The organism is Collimonas sp. GW821-FHT02H07, assembly GCF_059421505.1.
Genome location: NZ_JBWKVC010000014.1, coordinates 64,296 through 82,857, shown reverse-complemented (window position 1 = coordinate 82,857; position 18,562 = coordinate 64,296). Strand labels below are relative to the sequence as shown.

14 protein-coding genes are annotated in these 18,562 nt (G+C 62.0%); 6 read left to right on the top strand and 8 right to left on the bottom strand.

The features are described 5' to 3' along the window. The first annotated feature begins 5 nt into the window (after positions 1 to 5). A complete protein-coding gene (locus tag AC07V8_RS20305; protein ID WP_494679889.1) occupies positions 6 to 827 on the top strand; it encodes a sulfotransferase family protein in 822 nt (273 codons plus the stop codon). 20 nt (positions 828 to 847) lie between these two features. Here AC07V8_RS20305 and AC07V8_RS20300 read toward each other — a convergent pair whose 3' ends face one another. Then, positions 848 to 2,518, bottom strand: a complete 1,671-nt coding sequence (locus AC07V8_RS20300; RefSeq protein WP_494679890.1) for a ShlB/FhaC/HecB family hemolysin secretion/activation protein — start codon at positions 2,516 to 2,518, stop codon at positions 848 to 850. Positions 2,519 to 2,558: 40 nt separating this feature from the next. After that, a complete protein-coding gene (locus AC07V8_RS20295; protein WP_494679891.1) occupies positions 2,559 to 10,157 on the bottom strand; it encodes a beta strand repeat-containing protein in 7,599 nt (2,532 codons plus the stop codon). Positions 10,158 to 10,667: 510 nt separating this feature from the next. Between AC07V8_RS20295 and AC07V8_RS20290 the strand changes: the two genes are divergently transcribed. The 3 genes from AC07V8_RS20290 to AC07V8_RS20280 all read left to right on the top strand — a co-directional run bounded on the left by AC07V8_RS20290 (position 10,668) and on the right by AC07V8_RS20280 (position 12,392). Further along, complete coding sequence (locus AC07V8_RS20290; protein ID WP_494679892.1) at positions 10,668 to 11,324, top strand: phage tail protein; 657 nt, start codon at positions 10,668 to 10,670, stop codon at positions 11,322 to 11,324. A gap of 112 nt (positions 11,325 to 11,436) precedes the next feature. Further along, the gene (locus AC07V8_RS20285) at positions 11,437 to 12,006 is read left to right on the top strand and encodes a phage tail protein (protein WP_494679893.1); all 570 of its coding nucleotides are present in this window, start codon (positions 11,437 to 11,439) and stop codon (positions 12,004 to 12,006) included. A 65-nt stretch (positions 12,007 to 12,071) separates the two neighbouring features. Then, positions 12,072 to 12,392, top strand: a complete 321-nt coding sequence (locus AC07V8_RS20280; protein WP_494679894.1) for a DUF6916 family protein — start codon at positions 12,072 to 12,074, stop codon at positions 12,390 to 12,392. A 6-nt stretch (positions 12,393 to 12,398) separates the two neighbouring features. Here AC07V8_RS20280 and AC07V8_RS20275 read toward each other — a convergent pair whose 3' ends face one another. After that, a complete protein-coding gene (locus AC07V8_RS20275) occupies positions 12,399 to 12,908 on the bottom strand; it encodes a GNAT family N-acetyltransferase (RefSeq protein ID WP_494679895.1) in 510 nt (169 codons plus the stop codon). A gap of 198 nt (positions 12,909 to 13,106) precedes the next feature. On the opposite strand from AC07V8_RS20275, the gene AC07V8_RS20270 reads away from it, so the two are divergent. Together AC07V8_RS20270 and AC07V8_RS20265 are read left to right on the top strand one after the other, a co-directional pair. Continuing rightward, positions 13,107 to 13,805, top strand: coding sequence for an aspartyl/asparaginyl beta-hydroxylase domain-containing protein (locus tag AC07V8_RS20270; RefSeq protein WP_494679896.1), 699 nt, complete (start codon positions 13,107 to 13,109; stop codon positions 13,803 to 13,805). After that, on the top strand, positions 13,798 to 14,814 hold the full coding sequence (locus AC07V8_RS20265) for a sulfotransferase family protein (RefSeq protein WP_494679897.1): 1,017 nt from the start codon (positions 13,798 to 13,800) through the stop codon (positions 14,812 to 14,814). Before AC07V8_RS20270 ends, AC07V8_RS20265 begins: the two co-directional genes overlap by 8 nt. A 36-nt stretch (positions 14,815 to 14,850) precedes the next feature. Here the strand turns inward: AC07V8_RS20265 and AC07V8_RS20260 are convergent, their stop codons facing one another. From AC07V8_RS20260 to AC07V8_RS20240, 5 genes are all read right to left on the bottom strand, one after another. Then, entirely contained in the window at positions 14,851 to 15,459 is a 609-nt protein-coding gene (locus AC07V8_RS20260; protein WP_494679898.1) for a glutathione S-transferase family protein, read from the bottom strand. Positions 15,460 to 15,530: 71 nt separating this feature from the next. Next, the gene (locus AC07V8_RS20255) at positions 15,531 to 16,484 is read right to left on the bottom strand and encodes a cupin-like domain-containing protein (RefSeq protein ID WP_494679899.1); all 954 of its coding nucleotides are present in this window, start codon (positions 16,482 to 16,484) and stop codon (positions 15,531 to 15,533) included. A gap of 54 nt (positions 16,485 to 16,538) precedes the next feature. Beyond that, positions 16,539 to 16,841 (bottom strand): hypothetical protein, encoded by a 303-nt coding sequence (locus AC07V8_RS20250; protein WP_494679900.1) that lies wholly within the window; start codon positions 16,839 to 16,841, stop codon positions 16,539 to 16,541. A 2-nt stretch (positions 16,842 to 16,843) separates the two neighbouring features. After that, on the bottom strand, positions 16,844 to 17,170 hold the full coding sequence (locus AC07V8_RS20245) for a YbjQ family protein (protein WP_325669741.1): 327 nt from the start codon (positions 17,168 to 17,170) through the stop codon (positions 16,844 to 16,846). A gap of 136 nt (positions 17,171 to 17,306) precedes the next feature. After that, positions 17,307 to 18,548: a DUF1501 domain-containing protein gene (locus tag AC07V8_RS20240; RefSeq protein ID WP_494679901.1), complete on the bottom strand. Its 1,242-nt coding sequence runs from the start codon at positions 18,546 to 18,548 to the stop codon at positions 17,307 to 17,309. Positions 18,549 to 18,562 lie beyond the last annotated feature (14 nt).

Below are 18,562 nucleotides of genomic sequence, written 5' to 3'. Positions count from 1 at the left end.
TTCTGATGATTCCAGCATTCGTCGGCGTAACGGGTTTACCGAGGGCGGGTTCCACGCTGCTGTGCCAGCTGCTGGCCCAGCATCCCGAAATTCATTGCGAAGGACATAGCTCTCCCCTGTGCAACACCTTGCTGGGGATCCGCCGCATGATCAGCGAAGATACTTTTTTCCTGTCGCAGCTCGATACTCAGTTCGAACAAAGCTATGCCCACCTGACCTCGGCAATGCAAGGCTTCTTGCGCGGCTGGAACCATGATTGCGGCAAGCAGGCGGTGGTGGACAAGAACCGCGCATGGCTGCACGCGATAGAACTGCTGCTGCATATCGAGCCGAACGCCAAGCTGATCGTGTGCCTGCGCGAACTCGGACAAATCTACGGCTCGATCGAAGCGCAGCACCAGCGTACGATCCTGGTCGATTTCATCGATCACCTGGCCGATTTCGACCGCTTCGGACGGGCCGACATGCTGTTCGCCAAAGACAAGGCCATCGGCGCTCCGCTGATATCCCTGCATGCGGTCGCCGATCTGCCTAAGCATGTGCAGGAACGCCTGTATTTCATCCGTTTCGAAGACTTGATGGAACGGCCCTCGGCCTGCATGACGCACCTGTATTCCTGGCTGGGACTGCCGCCGTTCGAAATCGATCCCGACCACCTGGCGATCGGGATCCAGGAAAGCGACAGCCACTACCATATGAAATACAGCCACAAGCAGGCGCGCCAGATCAGCAAGCCGAAACGGCATGACATCCCGCCGCGCATACAGGCGCAAATCGAAACCGCCTGCTCCTGGTTCTACCAGCTCTACTATCCGCAGAAAATGTAAGGCCCCTAGGCCGACGCTTCCTAAAACGCCTTGCCGATCTCGGCCCAGGCGCGCACCGATTTATTGTCGCCGATCAGTTGCGGCGTCGACCCGATTGGCGCGGCAATATAGAGCTTGGCATGCCACTGGTCCGGGCCGGCCCAATTCATGCCGACGCCGGCGCCGCTCAGCGTCGCGCCATTGTCGCCCGGCAGCCAGGGATTCTTGTTGACCGTCACGTGTTCGCTGTCGACGAAGGCCAGCACCTGCCAGCGCCCGCTCGCGAACTGGCCGAGATCGTGCCGCAGTTCGATCGAACCGAAGACCCCGGTATCGCCGGACAGCACGCCGATGTCATAGGCGCGCACCGTATAAGGACCGCCCGCGACCATCTTTTCGGCGGGATCCAGGTTGCTGTTGGTCCATTGGCCGGCCAGCGCGAAATACAGGGAATCGTTCTGGCTCAGATTTTGCAGCTGCGCCAGATTGCCGTTCCATTTCGTGTAGCTGCCCTGGGTCTTGGCGGTGACTGAATCGGACAGTTCCGCCGCCCGGTCGTCGAAGCCGACACGTCCCGCGGTGACGCCTATATTCCAGGTGCCGATGCCGCCGGCCAGTACGCCGTTGCGCCAGTCGCCGTTCAGGCTTGCGCTCCAGTTGTCCAGATGGCGGTCGGTCTTGATGTTGCTGACGCCGATGCGGTCGTTCAGCTGCTTGCGATCGTACTGGATCTGACCGTACAGATTCGCGTCGCGCGTGCGCATGAACGGATGCTTGACCCAGATGCTCGCCACTTGCGCGGTGCCGCGCGCATCCAGCGCGCCCAGGGCATCGCCGAGGATGTAATGCAGCGCCGAATAGGAACCGCCCATGCGCGTACCCAGGCCGTTGAGCAGGGTTTCATAGGCAATGCTGCCGTAATTCATGTCTCTGCCGCTGGTCAGGGCGCCAAGGCTGAGGACATCGCCATGGTGCAGCGGATTGAAGATATTGACGGCGGCGCCGAGGCGGGCGCGGCCGGTATAGCGGTTGCCGAAATTATCCACCGTCACGTTGCCGGCGACCTGCGCCGTCGGGTCGGCTTGCACCTGCAGGTCGGAAGTGCCGACTACTTCGCCCGGCTTCAGGATCGCGCTGACGGCGACACCCGGGATATCCGAGGCCAGCAGCAGCGTGCGGTCCAGCCCCGCCTGCGTAACCACTTGCCCGGCCTGCAAAGGAGACAAGGTTTGCTGCAGCAAGGCGTCGCCTACCCGGCTGCGGTTGTCCAGCTTGACCTGGCCGTAACGGGCCTCGATCACCGTCACCTTCACTACGCCGCCTTGCACGGTCTGGGCCGGGATGATGGCGCGCGCCAGCGGATAGCCGTGGCTGTGGTAATAGTCGGTGATGCGCGAGACCACTTCGCCGAGCTGGGCCAGAGCGAGGTTCTTGCCCTCGGCGTCGGCCACCAGCGCATGCAGGGTGGCCGTATCGAACGCGGTATTGCCGGACAGCTGTATGCTGGTGACGCTGAAAGCCGCACCCGCCGGCTGCTGGGCGCCGCCCTCCCGTTCGATGGTCAGGCCGGTCCCCGTCGACGAGGGAAGCGCTGGCTTGACCGGCTGGATCTGCCGCAGTATCGAGCCGGCGCCGGGCGGGGTTACCGGATCGGCCGCCAACGCGCAAAAATATGGGTAGCTGAGCAGCATGGCTGCGATGATCGGCTTCATTGGCGTTAGGAATCTACCGTTATTTTTCATTGAGGCTCGCTTATTCATCCGTGCTCACAATATTGTCCGGCAGCTTGACTCCGCCGCCCGTGATCTTCACTTCCACACCGTTCATGCCGTCGCCGATTTTATTGTTCGGCGGCTGGATATTGAACTGCACCAGGTCGAGCGCCGCCAGGTTGACGCCCGCGTGCGAAGGATCAAAAACCGAATCCAGGGCGGTGATCACGTTCTGCACCGGGACGGGCGCCGCACCCGGCTTCAAGGTCAGCGCGGTGGCGTTCCCTGCCGCTTGCACGAACACATAGTTCATCGCGCTCAGGCCGCCGCCGTCAATCGCATACAGTCCCGGCAGGCTGGTCGGCTGGGCGTTGGTGGTCCAGGTCAGGCTGCCTGCCGTCGCATCGTTCAGCGTGTCGCCGCCCACCAGGCCGCTCAGGGTTCCGCTCAGGCCGGACGGCGTTTGCCCGGCAATGCTGCTTGCCGGGGCGGCGGTATAGGTAAGCGTCGCCGGCGTAATGTTGGCGCTGGTCGTCGTCGTGCCGCTCACCGTATAGTTCCCGGCATCGGCGCCGCTTGCGCTGATGCCCGCCACCGTCACGGTCTTGCCGGCGCCGGCATTCTTGTCGGCGAAGTTGGCGGAGGTGTCGCTGAACGTCACCGCATCGCCGGCCAGTCCGCCGCTGAGCGTCACCGCAGCCGTCGTATTGCCGTCATAGGCTTTGTTGGCGCCGATGGCGGCAACGGTGATGGCCAGCGGCGTGATATCGGCAGTGGCCGATGCGGTGGCATTGCTGAGCAGGTAGTTGCCGGCATCCGCACCGCCTGCGCTGATGCCTGAAACGGTAAGCGTCTTGCCGGTGCCTGCATTTTTGTCGCCAAAATTTGCCGAAGTATCGGTGAAGGTCACCTTATCGCCGCCTATCAGGCCGCTGCCGGCCAATATCGCCGAACCGGAAGTCGTTGCGTCATAGACCTTGCTGACGCCGCTGGCAGTGACCGTGACCGACTGCCGGTTGACCGTATAGTCGCCGCTAATGCTGCCCAATATGTAGTTGCCGGCATCGGCGCCACCCAAGGCGCCATTCGCCGATTCGATACCGATATGGGTGCCGGCAGTCAGGTGGCCGCTGCTGCTGGTAAGCCCGGCCGTATTCACTGAAACGCCGGGGGCGCTGACAAGGTCTCCCGAGATGACATTCGATATGCTGAGTGCGCCTGGCGCCAGCGCCGCACCGTAGGTCGAGCTGCCGGCGGCAATCGAACCGGCCAGCGCCAGCGGACTGACAGTGTAGTTGCCCGCTGGGCCGGCGTACGCATAGTTGCCGGCATCGGCGCCGCTCAGGGCGCTGACCGATTCGATGCCGCTATGCGTTCCGGCAGTCAGGTGTCCGCTGCTGCTGGTGAGTCCGGTCGTGTTGATCGCAACCGTCGCCGTGCCCAGAGCATCGCCCGCCACGGCATTGGTGAAACTCGCCGCGCCCGGCGTCAACACGGCGCCATAGACCGAGCTGCCGGCGCCGATCGAACCGGTCAATGCCAGCTGGCTGACGGTATAGTCGCCGGCTGGCGCGGCAAATGTGTAGTTGCCGGCATCCGCCCCGCTCAGCGCGCTGACCGATTCAATGCCGGTGTGGGTTCCGGCGATCAGGTGTCCGCTGCCGCTGGTCAGGCCGCCGGTATTGACCGCGACCGTCGCCGTGCCCAGTACGTCGCCGGTCACGGCATTGGTGAAGCTCACCGCACCCGGCGTCAACGCCGAACCGTAGGTCGAGTTGCCGGCGCCTATCGAGCCGGTCAAGGCCAACGGACTCACCGTGTAATTGCCGGTGGCGCCGGTAAAGGTGTAATTGCCGGCGTCCGCCCCGCCCAGGGCTGTGCCTACCGATTCGATGCCGTTATGCGTTCCCGCGATCAGATGTCCGCTGCTGCTGGTCAGGCCGGCCGTATTCACCGTGACTGCGCCAGGCGTGACCAGGTCGCCGCTCAAGGCATTGGTGAAACTTGCCGCCCCTGGCGCCAGCACCGAACCGTAGACCGAGCTGCCCGCCGCAACCGTGCCGCTCAAGGCCAACTGGCTGACGGTATAGTCGCCCGTGGCGCCGGCAAAGGTATAGTTGCCCGCATCCGTTCCACCCAAGGCAGTGCCCACCGATTCGATGCCAGTGTGGGTGCCGGCAATCAGGTGGCCGCTGCTGCTGGTCAGACCCGTCGTATTCACTGTGACTGCGCCGGGCGTGACCAGGTCGCCGCTCACGGTGTTGGTGAAATTCACCGCGCCCGGCGCCAGGGTCGCACCATAAGTCGAACTGCCCGCCGCAAGCGTGCCGTTCAGCGCCAGCTGATTGACAGTGTAGTTACCCGTGACCCCGCTGAATGTGTAGTTGCCGGCATCGGCTCCGCCCAAGGCGCTGACCGATTCGATGCCGTTATGCGTGCCGGCCGTCAGGTGCCCGCTGCTGCTGGTCAGGCCGCTCGTATTGATGGCGACCGTCGCCGTACCCAGCGCATCGCCCGATACGGCGTTGGTGAAATTCGCTGCACCCGGGACCAGGGCCGCACCGTAGGTCGAGCTGCCCGCCGCAACCGCGCCGGTCAAGGCCAGTTGGCTGACGGTATAGTCACCCGTAGCGCCGGCAAAGGTGTAGTTGCCTGCATCCGCCCCGCCCAAGGCAGTGCCCACCGATTCAATGCCGGTATGGCTGCCGGCAATCAGATGGCCACTGCTGCTGGTCAGACCTGTGGTATTCACTGTGGCGGCGCCCGGCGTGACCAGGTCCCCGCTCAAGGCATTAGTGAAATTCACCGCGCCCGGCGCCAGGGTCGCACCATAAGTCGAACTGCCCGCCGCAAGCGTGCCGTTCAGCGCCAGCTGATTGACGGTGTAGTTGCCCGTGACCCCGCTGAATGTGTAGTTGCCGGCATCGGCTCCGCTCAAAGCGCTGACCGTTTCAACGCCGTTATGCGTACCGGCAATCAGGTGGCCGCTGCTGCTGGTAAGACCCGTGGCATTGACGCCAACCGTGGCCGTACCCAGCGCATCGCCCGACACCGCATTGGTGAAATTCGCTGCACCCGGGACCAGGACCGCACCGTAAATCGAGCTGCCCGTCCCTATCGAACCGGTCAAGGCCAGCGGCGTAACGGTGTAATTGCCAGTGGCGCCGGCAAAGGTGTAATTGCCTGCGTCCGCCCCGCCCAAGACGGTGCCCACCGATTCGATGCCGTTATGCGTGCCGGCCGTCAAGTGACCACTGCTGCTGGTCAGGCCAGTCGTATTCACGGTGACGGCGCCCGGCGTGACCAGGTCGCCGCTCAAGGCATTGGTGAAATTTGCCGCCCCTGGCGCCAGCACAGCACCGTAGACCGAGCTGCCCGCCGCAACCGTGCCGCTCAAGGCCAACTGGCTGACGGTATAGTCGCCCGTGGCGCCGGCAAAGGTATAGTTGCCCGCATCCGTTCCACCCAAGGCAGTGCCCACCGATTCGATGCCGGTGTGGGTGCCGGCAATCAGGTGGCCGCTGCTGCTGGTAAGACCAGCCGTATTCACGGTGACGGCGTCCGGCGTGACCAGGTCGCCACTCAAGGCGTTGGTAAAATTCACCGCCCCTGGCGTCAGGGTCGAGCCGTAGGTCGAGCTGCCCGCCGCAAGCGTGCCGTTCAAGGCCAGTTGGTTGACGGTGTAGTTGCCCGTGACTCCGCTAAAAGTATAGTTGCCGGCATCGGCCCCGCTCAAGGCGCTGACCGTTTCAACGCCGTTATGCGTGCCGGCAATCAGGTGGCCGCTGCTGCTGGTAAGACCCGTGGCATTGACGCCAACCGTGGCCGTACCCAGCGCATCGCCTGACACCGCATTGGTGAAGCTCGCTGCACCCGGGATCAGGGCCGCACCGTATGTCGAGCTGCCCGTCCCTATCGAGCCGGTCAAGGCCAGCGGTGTAACGGTGTAGTTGCCGGTGGCGCCGGCAAAGGTGTAATTGCCCGCATCGGCGCCGCTCAGCGTACCGCTCACCGACTCGATGCCGGTGTGCGTGCCGGCAGTCAAGTGGCCGCTGCTGCTGGTCAGGCCGGTCGTATTCACCGTGACGGCGCCCGGCGCGACCAGGTCTCCGCTCAAGGCATTAGTGAAATTCACCGCGCCCGGCGCCAAAGTCGAGCCGTAGGTCGAGCTGCCTGCCGCAAGCGTACCGTTCAAGGCCAGCTGGTTGACGGTGTAGTCGCCCGTGACCCCGCTAAAAGTATAGTTGCCGGCATCGGCCCCGCTCAAGGCGCTGACCGTTTGGATGCCGGTATGCGTGCCGGCAGTCAGGTGGCCGCTGCTGCTGGCAAGGCCCGTGGTGTTGACGCCAACCGTGGCCGTACCCAGCGCATCGCCTGAGACCGCATTGGTGAAGCTCGCTGCACCCGGGACCAGGACCGCACCGTAAGTCGAGCTGCCCGTCCCTATCGAACCGGTCAAGGCCAGCGGCGTAACGGTGTAGTTGCCAGTGGCGCCGGCAAAGGTGTAATTGCCCGCATCGGCGCCGCTCAGCGTACCGCTCACCGACTCGATGCCGGTGTGCGTGCCAGCAACCAGATGGCCGCTGCTGCTGGTCAGGCCCGCCGTATTGACGGCGACCGGTGCGGCCGTGACGACATGGCCGGCGATCATGTTGGTGAACGTCACCGTGCCCGGCACCAGGACTGAACCATAGACGGAGCTGCCGGCGCTGATGCTGCCGATGAGCGCCAGCGGATTGATCGTCAATGCACCATTGACATAGGTAACGATGTAACCCTGCTGGCCGCTGGAAGAAAGTCCCGACGCGGTAATCGTGTAAGTGCCGGCGTTGATCGCGGTTTGCGAGCTTCCGCCATAAGTTATGCTGCCCAGCACGCCGACCGGCGTCCCGGAATATCTGTAGCCGTTGAGTCCGGTGTATGTAACGCCATTGTTGCTGCCATAAGCCGCGCCGTTGAAAGTGCTGGTGGCGTTGTTGGCAGTGACGGTCAGCGCCGTCATGCCGGAGAGTAATAGCGGATAGCCGCCGGATATTATCCAGGTGCCGCTGAAATCCCATGCTGGGTTCAGATTGCCGTTGGCGACGGTGCTGGATGTGAAATTGGCCTGGTTCTGCATGTTGGCAGTGGTCATGCCAGTGCCGGCGGCGGATGTAGCCTGGCCGGAGCTCGTCTTGTCCCAGAAGCTGCCGGTGACGGTGCCGGCGTTGTTGCCAATCAGCCCGCCAACCGAGGTCGAGCCGGTGCCGGCGCTGACGCCGCCTGTCGAATAGCTGTTGGTGACTGTGCCGCCCAATGCCCCGGCGCCGGCGTTATTGCCTACCAGTCCACCGACAAAGGAAGCGCCAGCCGTGCCGGTGACGCTGCCCGTTGCATAGCTGTTGCTGATCGCAGGGTTGCCGCCCGCACCGCCGTAATTGTGGCCGACCAGGCCGCCGACAGCGCTGGTGCCGGCAACGGCGCCCGTCGCATAGCTGTTGCTGATCGTGGACGGGCCGGAAAACCCATAATTGGCCCCAAGCAAGCCGCCCACATAGGACGCGCCGCTGACAGAGCCGGTGGCATAGCTGTTGCTGATCACGCTGGTGGCGCTGCCTCCGCCATAGCTGTACCCGATCAGGCCACCGACATAATTGCTGCTTCCGGTGACATTCCCGGTCGCATAGCTGTAACTGACGGTCCCACCCTGCAGGCCGCCAAGCAAACCGCCCACGTTACTTGCCGCAGCCCCGGCATTGAGCGTTCCGCCCGCATGACTTCTGATGATCGTACCGCCCGAGCTTTCGCCTACCAAACCACCGATAAAAGTCGCATTGCTGCTGGCGCTCACCGTAGCGGTTGAAAAACTGTTGCTGATCTTCCCGAAATTCTGCCCCACCAGCGCGCCGGTGTAGTTGGACGAGGTGACGGCCACGCTCCCGCCCAGCAATCCCACGTTGCGCACCACGCCGGCTGCACCCACCGCGCCGATCATGCCCACGCCGACAACCGAACCTCGATTGATCGTCAGACCGCTGACGGTATGGCCGAGGCCATCAAAGACGCCGGAAAATTCCTGCGCCGGGGTCAATACTGTCACTCCATTACCGCCTATCGGCGTGAAGCCTGCGCCGCTGTTCCAAGCCGAGGTGGCGGCAGCGTTGATATCGCTGCCCAAGGCATAATAGCCGGCCAGGTTTCCTATCGTTCCCTGCAAGCTGCCGTCGCCGCTGCTGGCGGCCGTACCCAGGGAGTTGATGACCGTATAGACATGATTGTTCATCGTCAGCACGCCGCTGCCGCTGAAATTGACGCGCCCGTTAAACGCGCTGCTGCCCACGGCGACATTGACATTGCCGCTGCCCGGCTCCAGGTCCAGGCTGGCGGAGCCGCTGGCCGTCATCGTGGCGTTGATGTTGACATCGTTGCTGGCGTTCAGGGTCAGCTTGTGCCCGCTCCAGCTGACCGTATCGTCGACGTTGACATTGCCGCTGGTGCCGCCGGCGCCGCTGGCCGAAGAAATGGTCACATTGCCCGCGCTTAATGACGCATTAAGCGCGGCGCCGGTCAGGTCGCCGCCGCTGGGCGCGATCGTGAAATCGGTCGGGTCGATCAGCCAGGTGCCGGCCAAGCCCAGCGCCGCAGCGGTGGTGATCTTGGCGCTATTTGCCACCTTGACGTTGGCCGCGCTGGTTTCGATGAAACCGCCGTTGCCGCCGGCCGGCGCGCTGGCGTCGAGCGTGCCGCCGACATTGACGGTGCCCGCTGCCATGCCGCCCAACAACGTAATCGTGCCGCCCTGGTTCTCCACGGTGCGCGCTTCAATCACGCCGGTGTTGTTGACGACGCTGGCCAGCAACGCATCTTTTGCGCCCGCGCTCATGATCACCCGGCCGCCGTCAGCCCGGATCAGTCCGCCGTTTTCCGCCGCGCTGTTCAGCACGCTCTGGTCGACCTGCAGCTGCAGCAGGCTGTTGCCGCTGAATGTGAGGGTGACGGCGTTGCCGGCGCCGAGCGCCACCGCGCCCTGTTGCGCGCTGATCGTGCCCTGGTTGCTGACATGATTTCCGAGCAAGGCGACGTAGCCGCCATTGGCCGCCGTGATCGATCCCTGGTTGACCACGCTGCCTGGGCCGTTGCCGCTGAAAGTGCGGGCATTGCCGTTCAGGCTGGCGTCGCGCAGATCCAGGGTGGAAGCCACCAGCCCGCCGACATTGACCTGCGCGCCGGCGCCGAACAGGATGCCGTTCGGGTTGATCAGGAATACCTGGCCGTTGGCATTCAGATGGCCGAGGATCTGCGTGCCGTTGGTATCGAATATGCGGTTGACGGCAATCGCGCTGACTGACGGCTGCACGAAATTCACCGTTTCTTGCGGAGCGATGTTGAAGCCGCTCCAGTTCAAGGTGGCATTCTGGCTGGTCTGGCTGATCGTGGTGGTCGCGCCGGATTGGCGGATGCTGCCGCTACCCGCGACAACCTGTCCGCCGGTCGGCGCCGCCTGGGCGGCAATCGCCGTCAGCGACAATGCCGCCGCCACCAGCTTGCGGCGCCCGCCCTTGCCGCGTCCACGCGTTGTTTCCGCTACTGCGATCCAGCCGTTGGTCACTGTGCTCCAGACCAGGCGATAGATGTGGTTCATAGATCCGTGGCGTTTCATGGGATGATTTCCTCATTGAACCTGCACTTCTCGACCAAACAATGCGCGCGGCTTGCCGAGACGTGGTCGGCCGCTCACCTGCTCCTCGCTTCAACAAACCCTGCGGCATCAACATCGGCGCCGCGTATTCGTCACGCAGAAACTTCGCTTAAGTTGCCAGGCGCCGGAAAACAGCGGTACGGCCGGGCAGACTTTCAAGTAAATCGTATTACAACGACAACGGATTCAAAGAGATGCGACTGACGCAAGGCGCGCCAAAATGAGAGCTGACATTCAGACAATGTCAAGCGGGGGGACTTAGCTGGTTTCCCTATCCAACTTTCTTTTAAGCAAAATATTAACCAAGTGAATGTGTTACACGCAAGCTAATTGTTAATCTCAATTGTATTTTATTGTTTCTGTGGGATTTTGGCGTCGGATGGCAGCGTGCTGGGGGCTTGCCGCGACTTTTTTCAAGCAAGTATTGCCGAATACTATTGCTGAATTCGGGATTTCCTGTTCAACTGCGGCTTGCTGCAGATTAACATTCAGCAACCCGATACGTACAAAAGCAGGCTACTCACTGAAGGAAATGCGATGAACATATTTCTCGGTAGCATCATGACTTTCGGTTTTCAGTTCAACCCCAGCGGCTGGCAGCAATGCAACGGTCAAACGCTCGGCATCGATCAAAATTCGGCATTATTCGCCCTGCTCGGCACCACCTTTGGCGGCGACGGCGTACAAACTTTTCTATTGCCGAATTTGCAAGGGAGGATGCCGCTTTGCCAGGGTAGCGGGAGCGGATTGAGCCCGCGTGTGATCGGCGAGTTTTCGGGCAACGAAAACATCTCGATCGGAATCAGCAACCTGCCGTCGCACACCCACACCGCCACCTTTACTCCTTCGGGCAGCAGCGGCTACACGGTATCGGGCAACACGGCTGGAAATCAGCTGGTGCCCTCCGCGACCAACAACATCCTGTCAGGATCGCCCGCCGGCATCACGGCCGCGGCGATCTGGAGCGCGGCGGCAGCGACGATTCCCCTGGGAGGCAGCGGCGGCGGTTCCGGCGGCACGGTAAGCAACGCCCTCACCGGCAACAGCCTGCCCACGGCAAGCATGAATCCGTACCTGGCGCTGAATTTCAGCATTGCGTTGACGGGTATTTTTCCTTCCCGCAACTAACAATCGCCGCCGCAGAAATTACCATTACCACGCGTCCAACTACAGTCACACCGGTCCTTAAACCGCAGCATCCACCAGGGAGATTTCCATGGAAGTATTTCTCGGAAGCATAATGACGTTCGGTTTTCAGTTCAATCCAAATGGCTGGCAGTTATGCAACGGCCAGACGCTCGCCATTCAGCAATATGCAGCCTTGTTCTCGCTGCTCGGCACCAACTATGGCGGCAACGGCACGCAAAACTTCATGTTGCCGAATTTGCAGGGACGGGTGCCGATTGGCCAAGGCAACGGAATCGGCTTGACGCCGCGTGTGATCGGCGAAGCGGCCGGCACGGAAAACATCGAGATCTCCATCAGCAATCTGCCGTCCCATACCCACGTCGCCACGTTTACTCCGTCGGGCGGCGGCAGCAGCTACATGGTATCGACCAACACCAGCGGAAACCTGCTGGCGCCGACGGCGACCAACAACATCCTGTCCGGATCGCCTGCCGGCCCGCAAGGCGCAGCGATCTGGGGTTCGGCCGCAGGCACCATTCCCCTGGGCGGCAGCAGCGGCAGTTCCGGCGGCACCGTCACCAATGCCCTCACCGGCAACAACGCCCCCGTAGGAACCATGAACCCCTACCTGGCGCTGAACTTCAGCATCGCGCTGGTGGGTATTTTCCCGTCCCGTAACTAGAGCCTAGAATCGCGAGCCGGCCGGCGACCGGCCAGCATTCCTTCCATTTCCATTTGCCGACGCCGATGCTAGAACTTGTTGATGCCGCCTATTTCACCCCCTCCACCGGACAGGTCTGCACGCTGCAGCTGCCTGACGGCAGCACCTTGCCGGTGCTGGTCGACAGCGTGAATGTGAAAGCGCAGTACCGCAATCCGTATGCGCCGGAACAGCAACGCCTGCCGTTCATCGTCACCTTGACCGCGCAACAAGCCACCGCTTTTCTCGAAGGCCCGTGCGCAATCGATCTGCCGCAGCGCGAACGCCTGGAAGGCGTTTACGTGTCGCGCCTGGCGCCGCTCGGACGCGATCCGGCCGGTGCGTATTTTCAAGTGGTGTTCAGCTAAAGGGATTCAAGGCAGGGATGGCTTGCCCGGATACCACACCATGCGATCGGCCATCAATTCCGATTCTTCCACCTGGAATCCCAATTCCAGGTAGATCCGCCTGGCGCCGGGGTTGTTGTGCCAAACCACCACCGCGACCGGGCATTGCACGTTGGCAGCGGCCTGCTGCACGCCGCGCAGGACCGCCTTGCCGTAGCCGAAGCCGCGGGCCGCAGTAATGAAGGCGATATAAATCACGCGCACTTCGTTGTGGCCGAAATCGACCACCAGCGCACCGACCGCGGCCTGGGTTTTCTCGATGACGAAATGCATGGCGTTCGGATATTCTTCACCGGCGCCTTGGGCATGCGCGGCATATTGCTGGGCGATCACCGTTTCGATGAATTCGGGTTCGCCGTCGATGAACTGCAGGTCTGGCCGGGCGGAGCGATACAGGGTTGCCAGGAAAGGCTGGTCGCCGGCGGTGGCGGGCCGCAGGGAAATGCCGGCCGGCATGGCGGAGGAAGAAGTAAGCATGTTGAGCTTTATCCGGAATCAAAGTGAATACGGCGTAGTACATCGCGATGGTGGAGCAGCTTATAACAGAAGCTGCCTTGACGGATGAAGGCACCTCAAATAAAGTGCCTCGGCGCAAGATTTTTTCCTGAATCGCGGGCAAGCTCCGATGCTGATATGTGCCGCAGTCGACGCATCAACTGGATTGAAGGTAGTCGAATGAACAGCTTCCTCAAATTGCCGCTTCTCTTTGATCCGGATCAACTGCTGCAGGATTTGCGGACCTGTGAAACCATGGACTGGCCACGGCATTTCCATACCGAGGACTATTCCGGCCTATGGTCCGGCCTGGCGCTGCGTTCCGCCTCCGGCAAGCCGGACGATATCTATTCCCACCCTGGCGGCGCCGGCCATATCGATACGCCTGTGCTCGGCGGTTGTCCCTACATTGCCACCATCTTCGACGCCTTCGCATGCGAGATAGAATCGGCCAGGCTGCTGCGCCTGGGGCCAGGTGCACATATCAAGGAACATCGGGATGTACAGACCGGCTATCAGTTTGACGTCTTTCGCGTACACATTCCGATCGAGACCAGCGAGCAAGTACGATTCCTGGTGGGCGGCCATGCTTTGGACATGCGCGCAGGCGAATGCTGGTATGCCGATTTCAGCCAGCCGCACAGCGTCGAGAATTGCGGGAGCACAGCACGCACCAACCTGATCCTGGACTGCAAAAGGAATGACTGGTCAGATACGCTGTTCCGCCAGGCCGGCTACGATTTCGATGCCGAGGCGCGCAATCGCAGGCTGGACGGCGCAACGCGCGCCATGGTGATCGCCCGGTTGGCGGAGATGAAAACCGATACGGCGGAGCGACTGATCAAACAGCTGGAAGCCGAAGCGGATATCGATGAATAGCGCAATGCGACGAGAGATACGGCAAGAAATACCGCAAGATGATGCGCCGGTCCGGCTCGAGGAATGGATACCCTACAAACTGCTGCAGCAAGAGCGGCAATGGCATTGTCTGTGGCTGGACCTGGCGGGCAAGCGCATTTCCGAGCCGTTTTTCACCGATACGATCTTACGCTGCAAAGCCAGCGCCCCCGTCAACCGCCGCTTTCCCAGTCTCAGCTCGCTAGCATACCTGACGGCATGCGCAGCCACCGCCGCGGCCGAGGTAGTCGCGCCAAGCGCTTTCATTTTCCATGTTTCGCGCTGCGGCTCAACCCTGGTCTCGCAACTGCTCGGATTGAGCCAAAAAAATATCACCCTGTCTGAAGTGCCTCTGATCGATGAACTGCTGCGCGCGTCCCGCAAGGAGGCGGATTCTTCCGAAACGGAAGCTGCGCTGAAAGCCAGCATTGCTTTGCTGGGACGGCGCAGGCTTGGGCAGGAAAAGCATTTGTTTATCAAGCTCGACAGCTGGCATGTCTTTTTTGCCGGCACGCTGAGAAAACTCTACCCGGAGGTTCCGTTTGTACTGCTGTATCGCAGCCCGGATGAAGTGGTTTTCTCACATCAGAAGCGGCGTGGCATGCAGGCCGTGCCAGGACTGATCGAACCCGAACTGTTCGGCATGTCGCAGGCGGAATCGACGAGCTACGATGGCGACCGCCATCTCGCCAAGGTGCTGGAATATTATTACTCGCAATTCTTGCGCATCGCCGAAACAGATGATCGCTCGCTCTTGCTGGACTACCGGCAGGGCGGCATTGAAATCGTGCGCCGGCTGGCCGGATTTTCGGGCCTGGTCCTGGATGAAACAGAAATGGCGGAGATGGCAGCCCGTTCGCGTTTTCACGCAAAATATCCCGAACAGGGATTTGCCGAGGAAAAGAAAGAATCTTCTCCGTCCGTAGAGCTTCAGCCGGCACAGGCGATGTATGCACTCCTTGAACAACTGCGGGCAAAACTGGCCGGCTGATACGGCGCCGTCATCTCAACGAATATCGCCGCAGCATCAAGAGGGAAATGGCGCGCGCCATGCCGGCAGTTCGTTTAGCCGCTCATGCCAGCGCTGGATTGCAGGAAAATCGGCCAGCGGCAAATGCGCCTTGTCGGCATAAGGCAAGCTGATGGCCACCGCGAAATCGGCGACAGTCAGGCCGTCTCCTACCAGGAATTTCCTGTCGCTCAGATGCGTATCGAGGACACGGGCATAGGTCCTGAAGTATTTCGTTGCCTCCGCCAGTTCGGCGGCTTCAGCGGGCGGCAAGCCAAACATCGGCTTGACGACGTACTCAAAATACAAGACCGAGGCGTGGCGCGTAAAGTGCACCGCATCCCAGCTGAGCCAGCGCATGACATCGATCTGCCGCGCATCGTGCGGCCACAGATCGGCTTGCGCCAGATCCGACAGATAGCACATGATGGCGTTCGATTCCCATAGAGTCCTGTCGCCGTCCAGCAGCACCGGGACCTTGCCGTTCGGGTTCATGGCCAGGAATTCCGGCGTTTTGTTTTCACCCTTGCCGATATCGACCCGAACGAATTCCACCGGCGCCTCCAGGTAACGCGCGACTGCGCAGGCTTTTCTCGGGTTCAGAACTTCGCAATAAAACAGTTTCATGCCGGTCTCCTCGACTGCGCTTGTGATTCAATCAGTTGTGAGTCGGCATCCTCGTGATGCCGAGAACGCGGTCAGGCAATATGCTTGTGGCAGATGCAGTGCCCCCAGCGGTACAGATGCATATTGTGCAGCAGGTCCTTGGTCGCCGTCGGCACGCCGCTGAGCAGGATCTCTTTCGCGGTCAGGCCGAATACCGCCAGGCTGATCGACGGCGCCAGCGACACCACCGCGTGCCAAGTCCGTTTCGGAATGAACAAAGCATCGCCCTGCTCCACCCGCGCGTACAGTCCCTTGGCTTGCTCCAGCGCGCGCAGCTGTTCCGGATGCTCGTTGAAACGGGCGATATTGATGGCGCTGAGCGTGGCGCCCCAGTCGTATTTGTTGGACGGACTCATGAACGCTTCTTCCGAAGGCGGGAACATGACGAATTCCTTGACCCCGCGCGCCTGGCAAAACCAGTTGTTGGGGACGTCGCGGTGCAGTCCGGTGTGGGTGTTGGCCGGCCCCATGAATACCGACTCCCAGGTCCAGCGCCAGCCCGGCCACAAGCTGCGGATATCGAAATCGCTGCGCAGCTGCGGGAAATCTTCCAGGATGCTCCACTGCGCCAGGTAATTGCGGTGCGGCGTAAACGATTGCATGTGCGCCCAGTTGAGATGGAATTCCTCGCCCGGCTGCAACTGGCGCAGCCGCTGGTTCGGCAGCAATCCCGCCTGTTCGCTGACAGGCTCCTTGGCAAGCTCCGCCAGCTCGCGCAGATAAGGCGCAATCGGCAGCGATGGCCGTTCCTGGGTTTCGCCCTGTTCGACCAAGCCGTTCTGGAACTTGCGGACCGGTTCCGAGCCGTCTTTATGCCGCAACTGCGCCATCTTTTCAAACGACCAGTTCTGCTGCGCCGGCCAGTCGCGCAAAGCGCCTTTGACCAATAACGGCCGGGTCCGGCTGCCAAAGCCGCCGGCTTGCGCCAGCTCCGATACATCGATTTGTTCCACCAGCTTGAATGAAGGGCCTAGTATTTGTGTCATGTCTGATTGCAGGTTAACGTTGCGGCGCCGCTGCTTGCCAGCGCCCTTGCCGTATTATGGCGCGATCCCGGGATCTTCGCCGACCGCGACATAGCGCCGCTCGCCGCTGGTCGGACTGTATTGAACGGCCATCAGGCGGCCTGATTCCGGATCGACGAAACGTTCCCCGGTTTCCTGCCAGGGACCGTCGTCGGGCAGGTGCTTGCGCTGATAGCGCCAGCGCTCCGCCAGCACCGCGACCAGCAGTATCAGACCCCAGGTGGTTAACGGAAACGCGGCCGGCTCGCCGCGGAGATGGCAAAAGATGCCGGCGCCGGTCAGCAGCACGGCGAATCCAAGCAAGGCCAGGCGCAGCATGATTACGGCGCCACGGGTTCGACGATCACCGCCGTGCCGTAGGCCACGATTTCACTCATGGTCTGGCCCATTTCGGAAGAGTCGAAGCGCATCATCACCACGGCGTTGGCGCCCATCCGATGGGCGTTCTTGACCATGCGGTCGACCGCATGGCGGCGCGCCTCCTCCAGCAATTGCGTGTATTCCGTGATTTCGCCGCCAATGATGGAGCGCAGCCCGGCCATGATGTTGCCGGCCAGCCCGCGGCTGCGCACCACCAGTCCGAATACCTGACCTTTGACTTCCTTGACGCGATAACCGGAAATGTTTTCTGTTGTAACGACGAGCATGTTTCCCTCTTTGCGTGTTGCTGGATTTCAATTGTTTCAATTGTAATTGACCGCAGCAAGCAGGCGGCAACAATTTTGAGCAGGCCGGCATGACCCGAGGCCTGAGCAAAAAAGGGAAATACTGCAAAGGAGGGATTCAGCTGCGCAGGAATTTGAGTCCGGGATTGGCCGCGGGCATCGCCGGGAATACTTGAAGCAGTTGCTGGTCGCTCAGGCGCAGATGGCGTTCGCCGACCTGCGCCAGCACCGAGCGGAAATCCGTGGTGACCGGCAGATCGCGCCCTTCATGCAGCTGGGCCTCGCCCAGCCCCTGCCAGTCGCCGTACACCTTGCCGCCGGCAACCCCGCCGCCCAGCACCCACATCACATTGCCATGGCCGTGATCGGTGCCGCCGTTGCCGTTCTGGCGCGCGGTACGGCCGAACTCCGACATCACCACGATGGTGGTGTCGTCGAACATCGGCCCCAGGCCTTGCGCCAGCGTCCCCAGGCCCTGCCCCAGAGGCGCCAGCCGGTTGGCCAGCTGGCCTTTGCCGTTGCCCTGGTTGGCGTGCGTATCCCAGCCGCCCAGCGCAACGAAAGCGATCTGGATCTTGGGATCGTTGCGCATCAGCTTGGCCAGGTGCGCCGCATCGTTCGGGAAGCCGTTCGGCAAGGGCGCGCCGCCATTGGCGGCCTGCATTTCATCTTGCATGGAAGCCGTCATGACCTCCTTGTGCGCATCGCGCCCGTCCTGGTAGGCGCTGGCGTATTTATCGCTGCCCTGATACATCTGGTCGAAAGCGCTGCCGATCTGCGGCCGGTCGAGTATCGATTGCCTGGTGCCTGCAGCGCCCGCCGCCAGGTTGGTGGCCGGCGCCCTGCCGCTGAGGATGCGCGGCATCAGCGGACCGATGCTGATCGCCCGGGTCGGCGTTGCCGTGCCAGGCAAGACCGTCAGCAAGCGGTTCAGCCAGCCGTCCTGCGTCGATTTCCTGCCGGGCGTACCGGATTCAAGATAATCCTGGGCATCGAAATGCGAGCGGGTGGCGTCGGGCGAACCAGAGGCGTGAATGAAAGCCAGTTTCTTTTGTTCCCACAGCGGTTGCAGGGAAGCCAATGCCGGATGCAGGCCGAAATAGCCGTCCAGGTCCAGCGCGCCGCCATCCTGCCCCGGCCGCGCCAGTCCGATGGTCGGACGCAGGCGCGCATAGTTGACGTCACCGTAAGGCGCAACCACGTTCAGGCCGTCGACCGCGCCGCGCAGCATCACCACCACCAGCTTGCGTTTGGTGGCCGAACTGTCGTCGCCGACCGCGGCCCAGGCCTGGCGGCCGACCGGGATCACCAGGCTGCCTGTCAGCGCCATCAGCTTCAATAGATTTCTACGGTCCATCATGTTCTCCTGACATT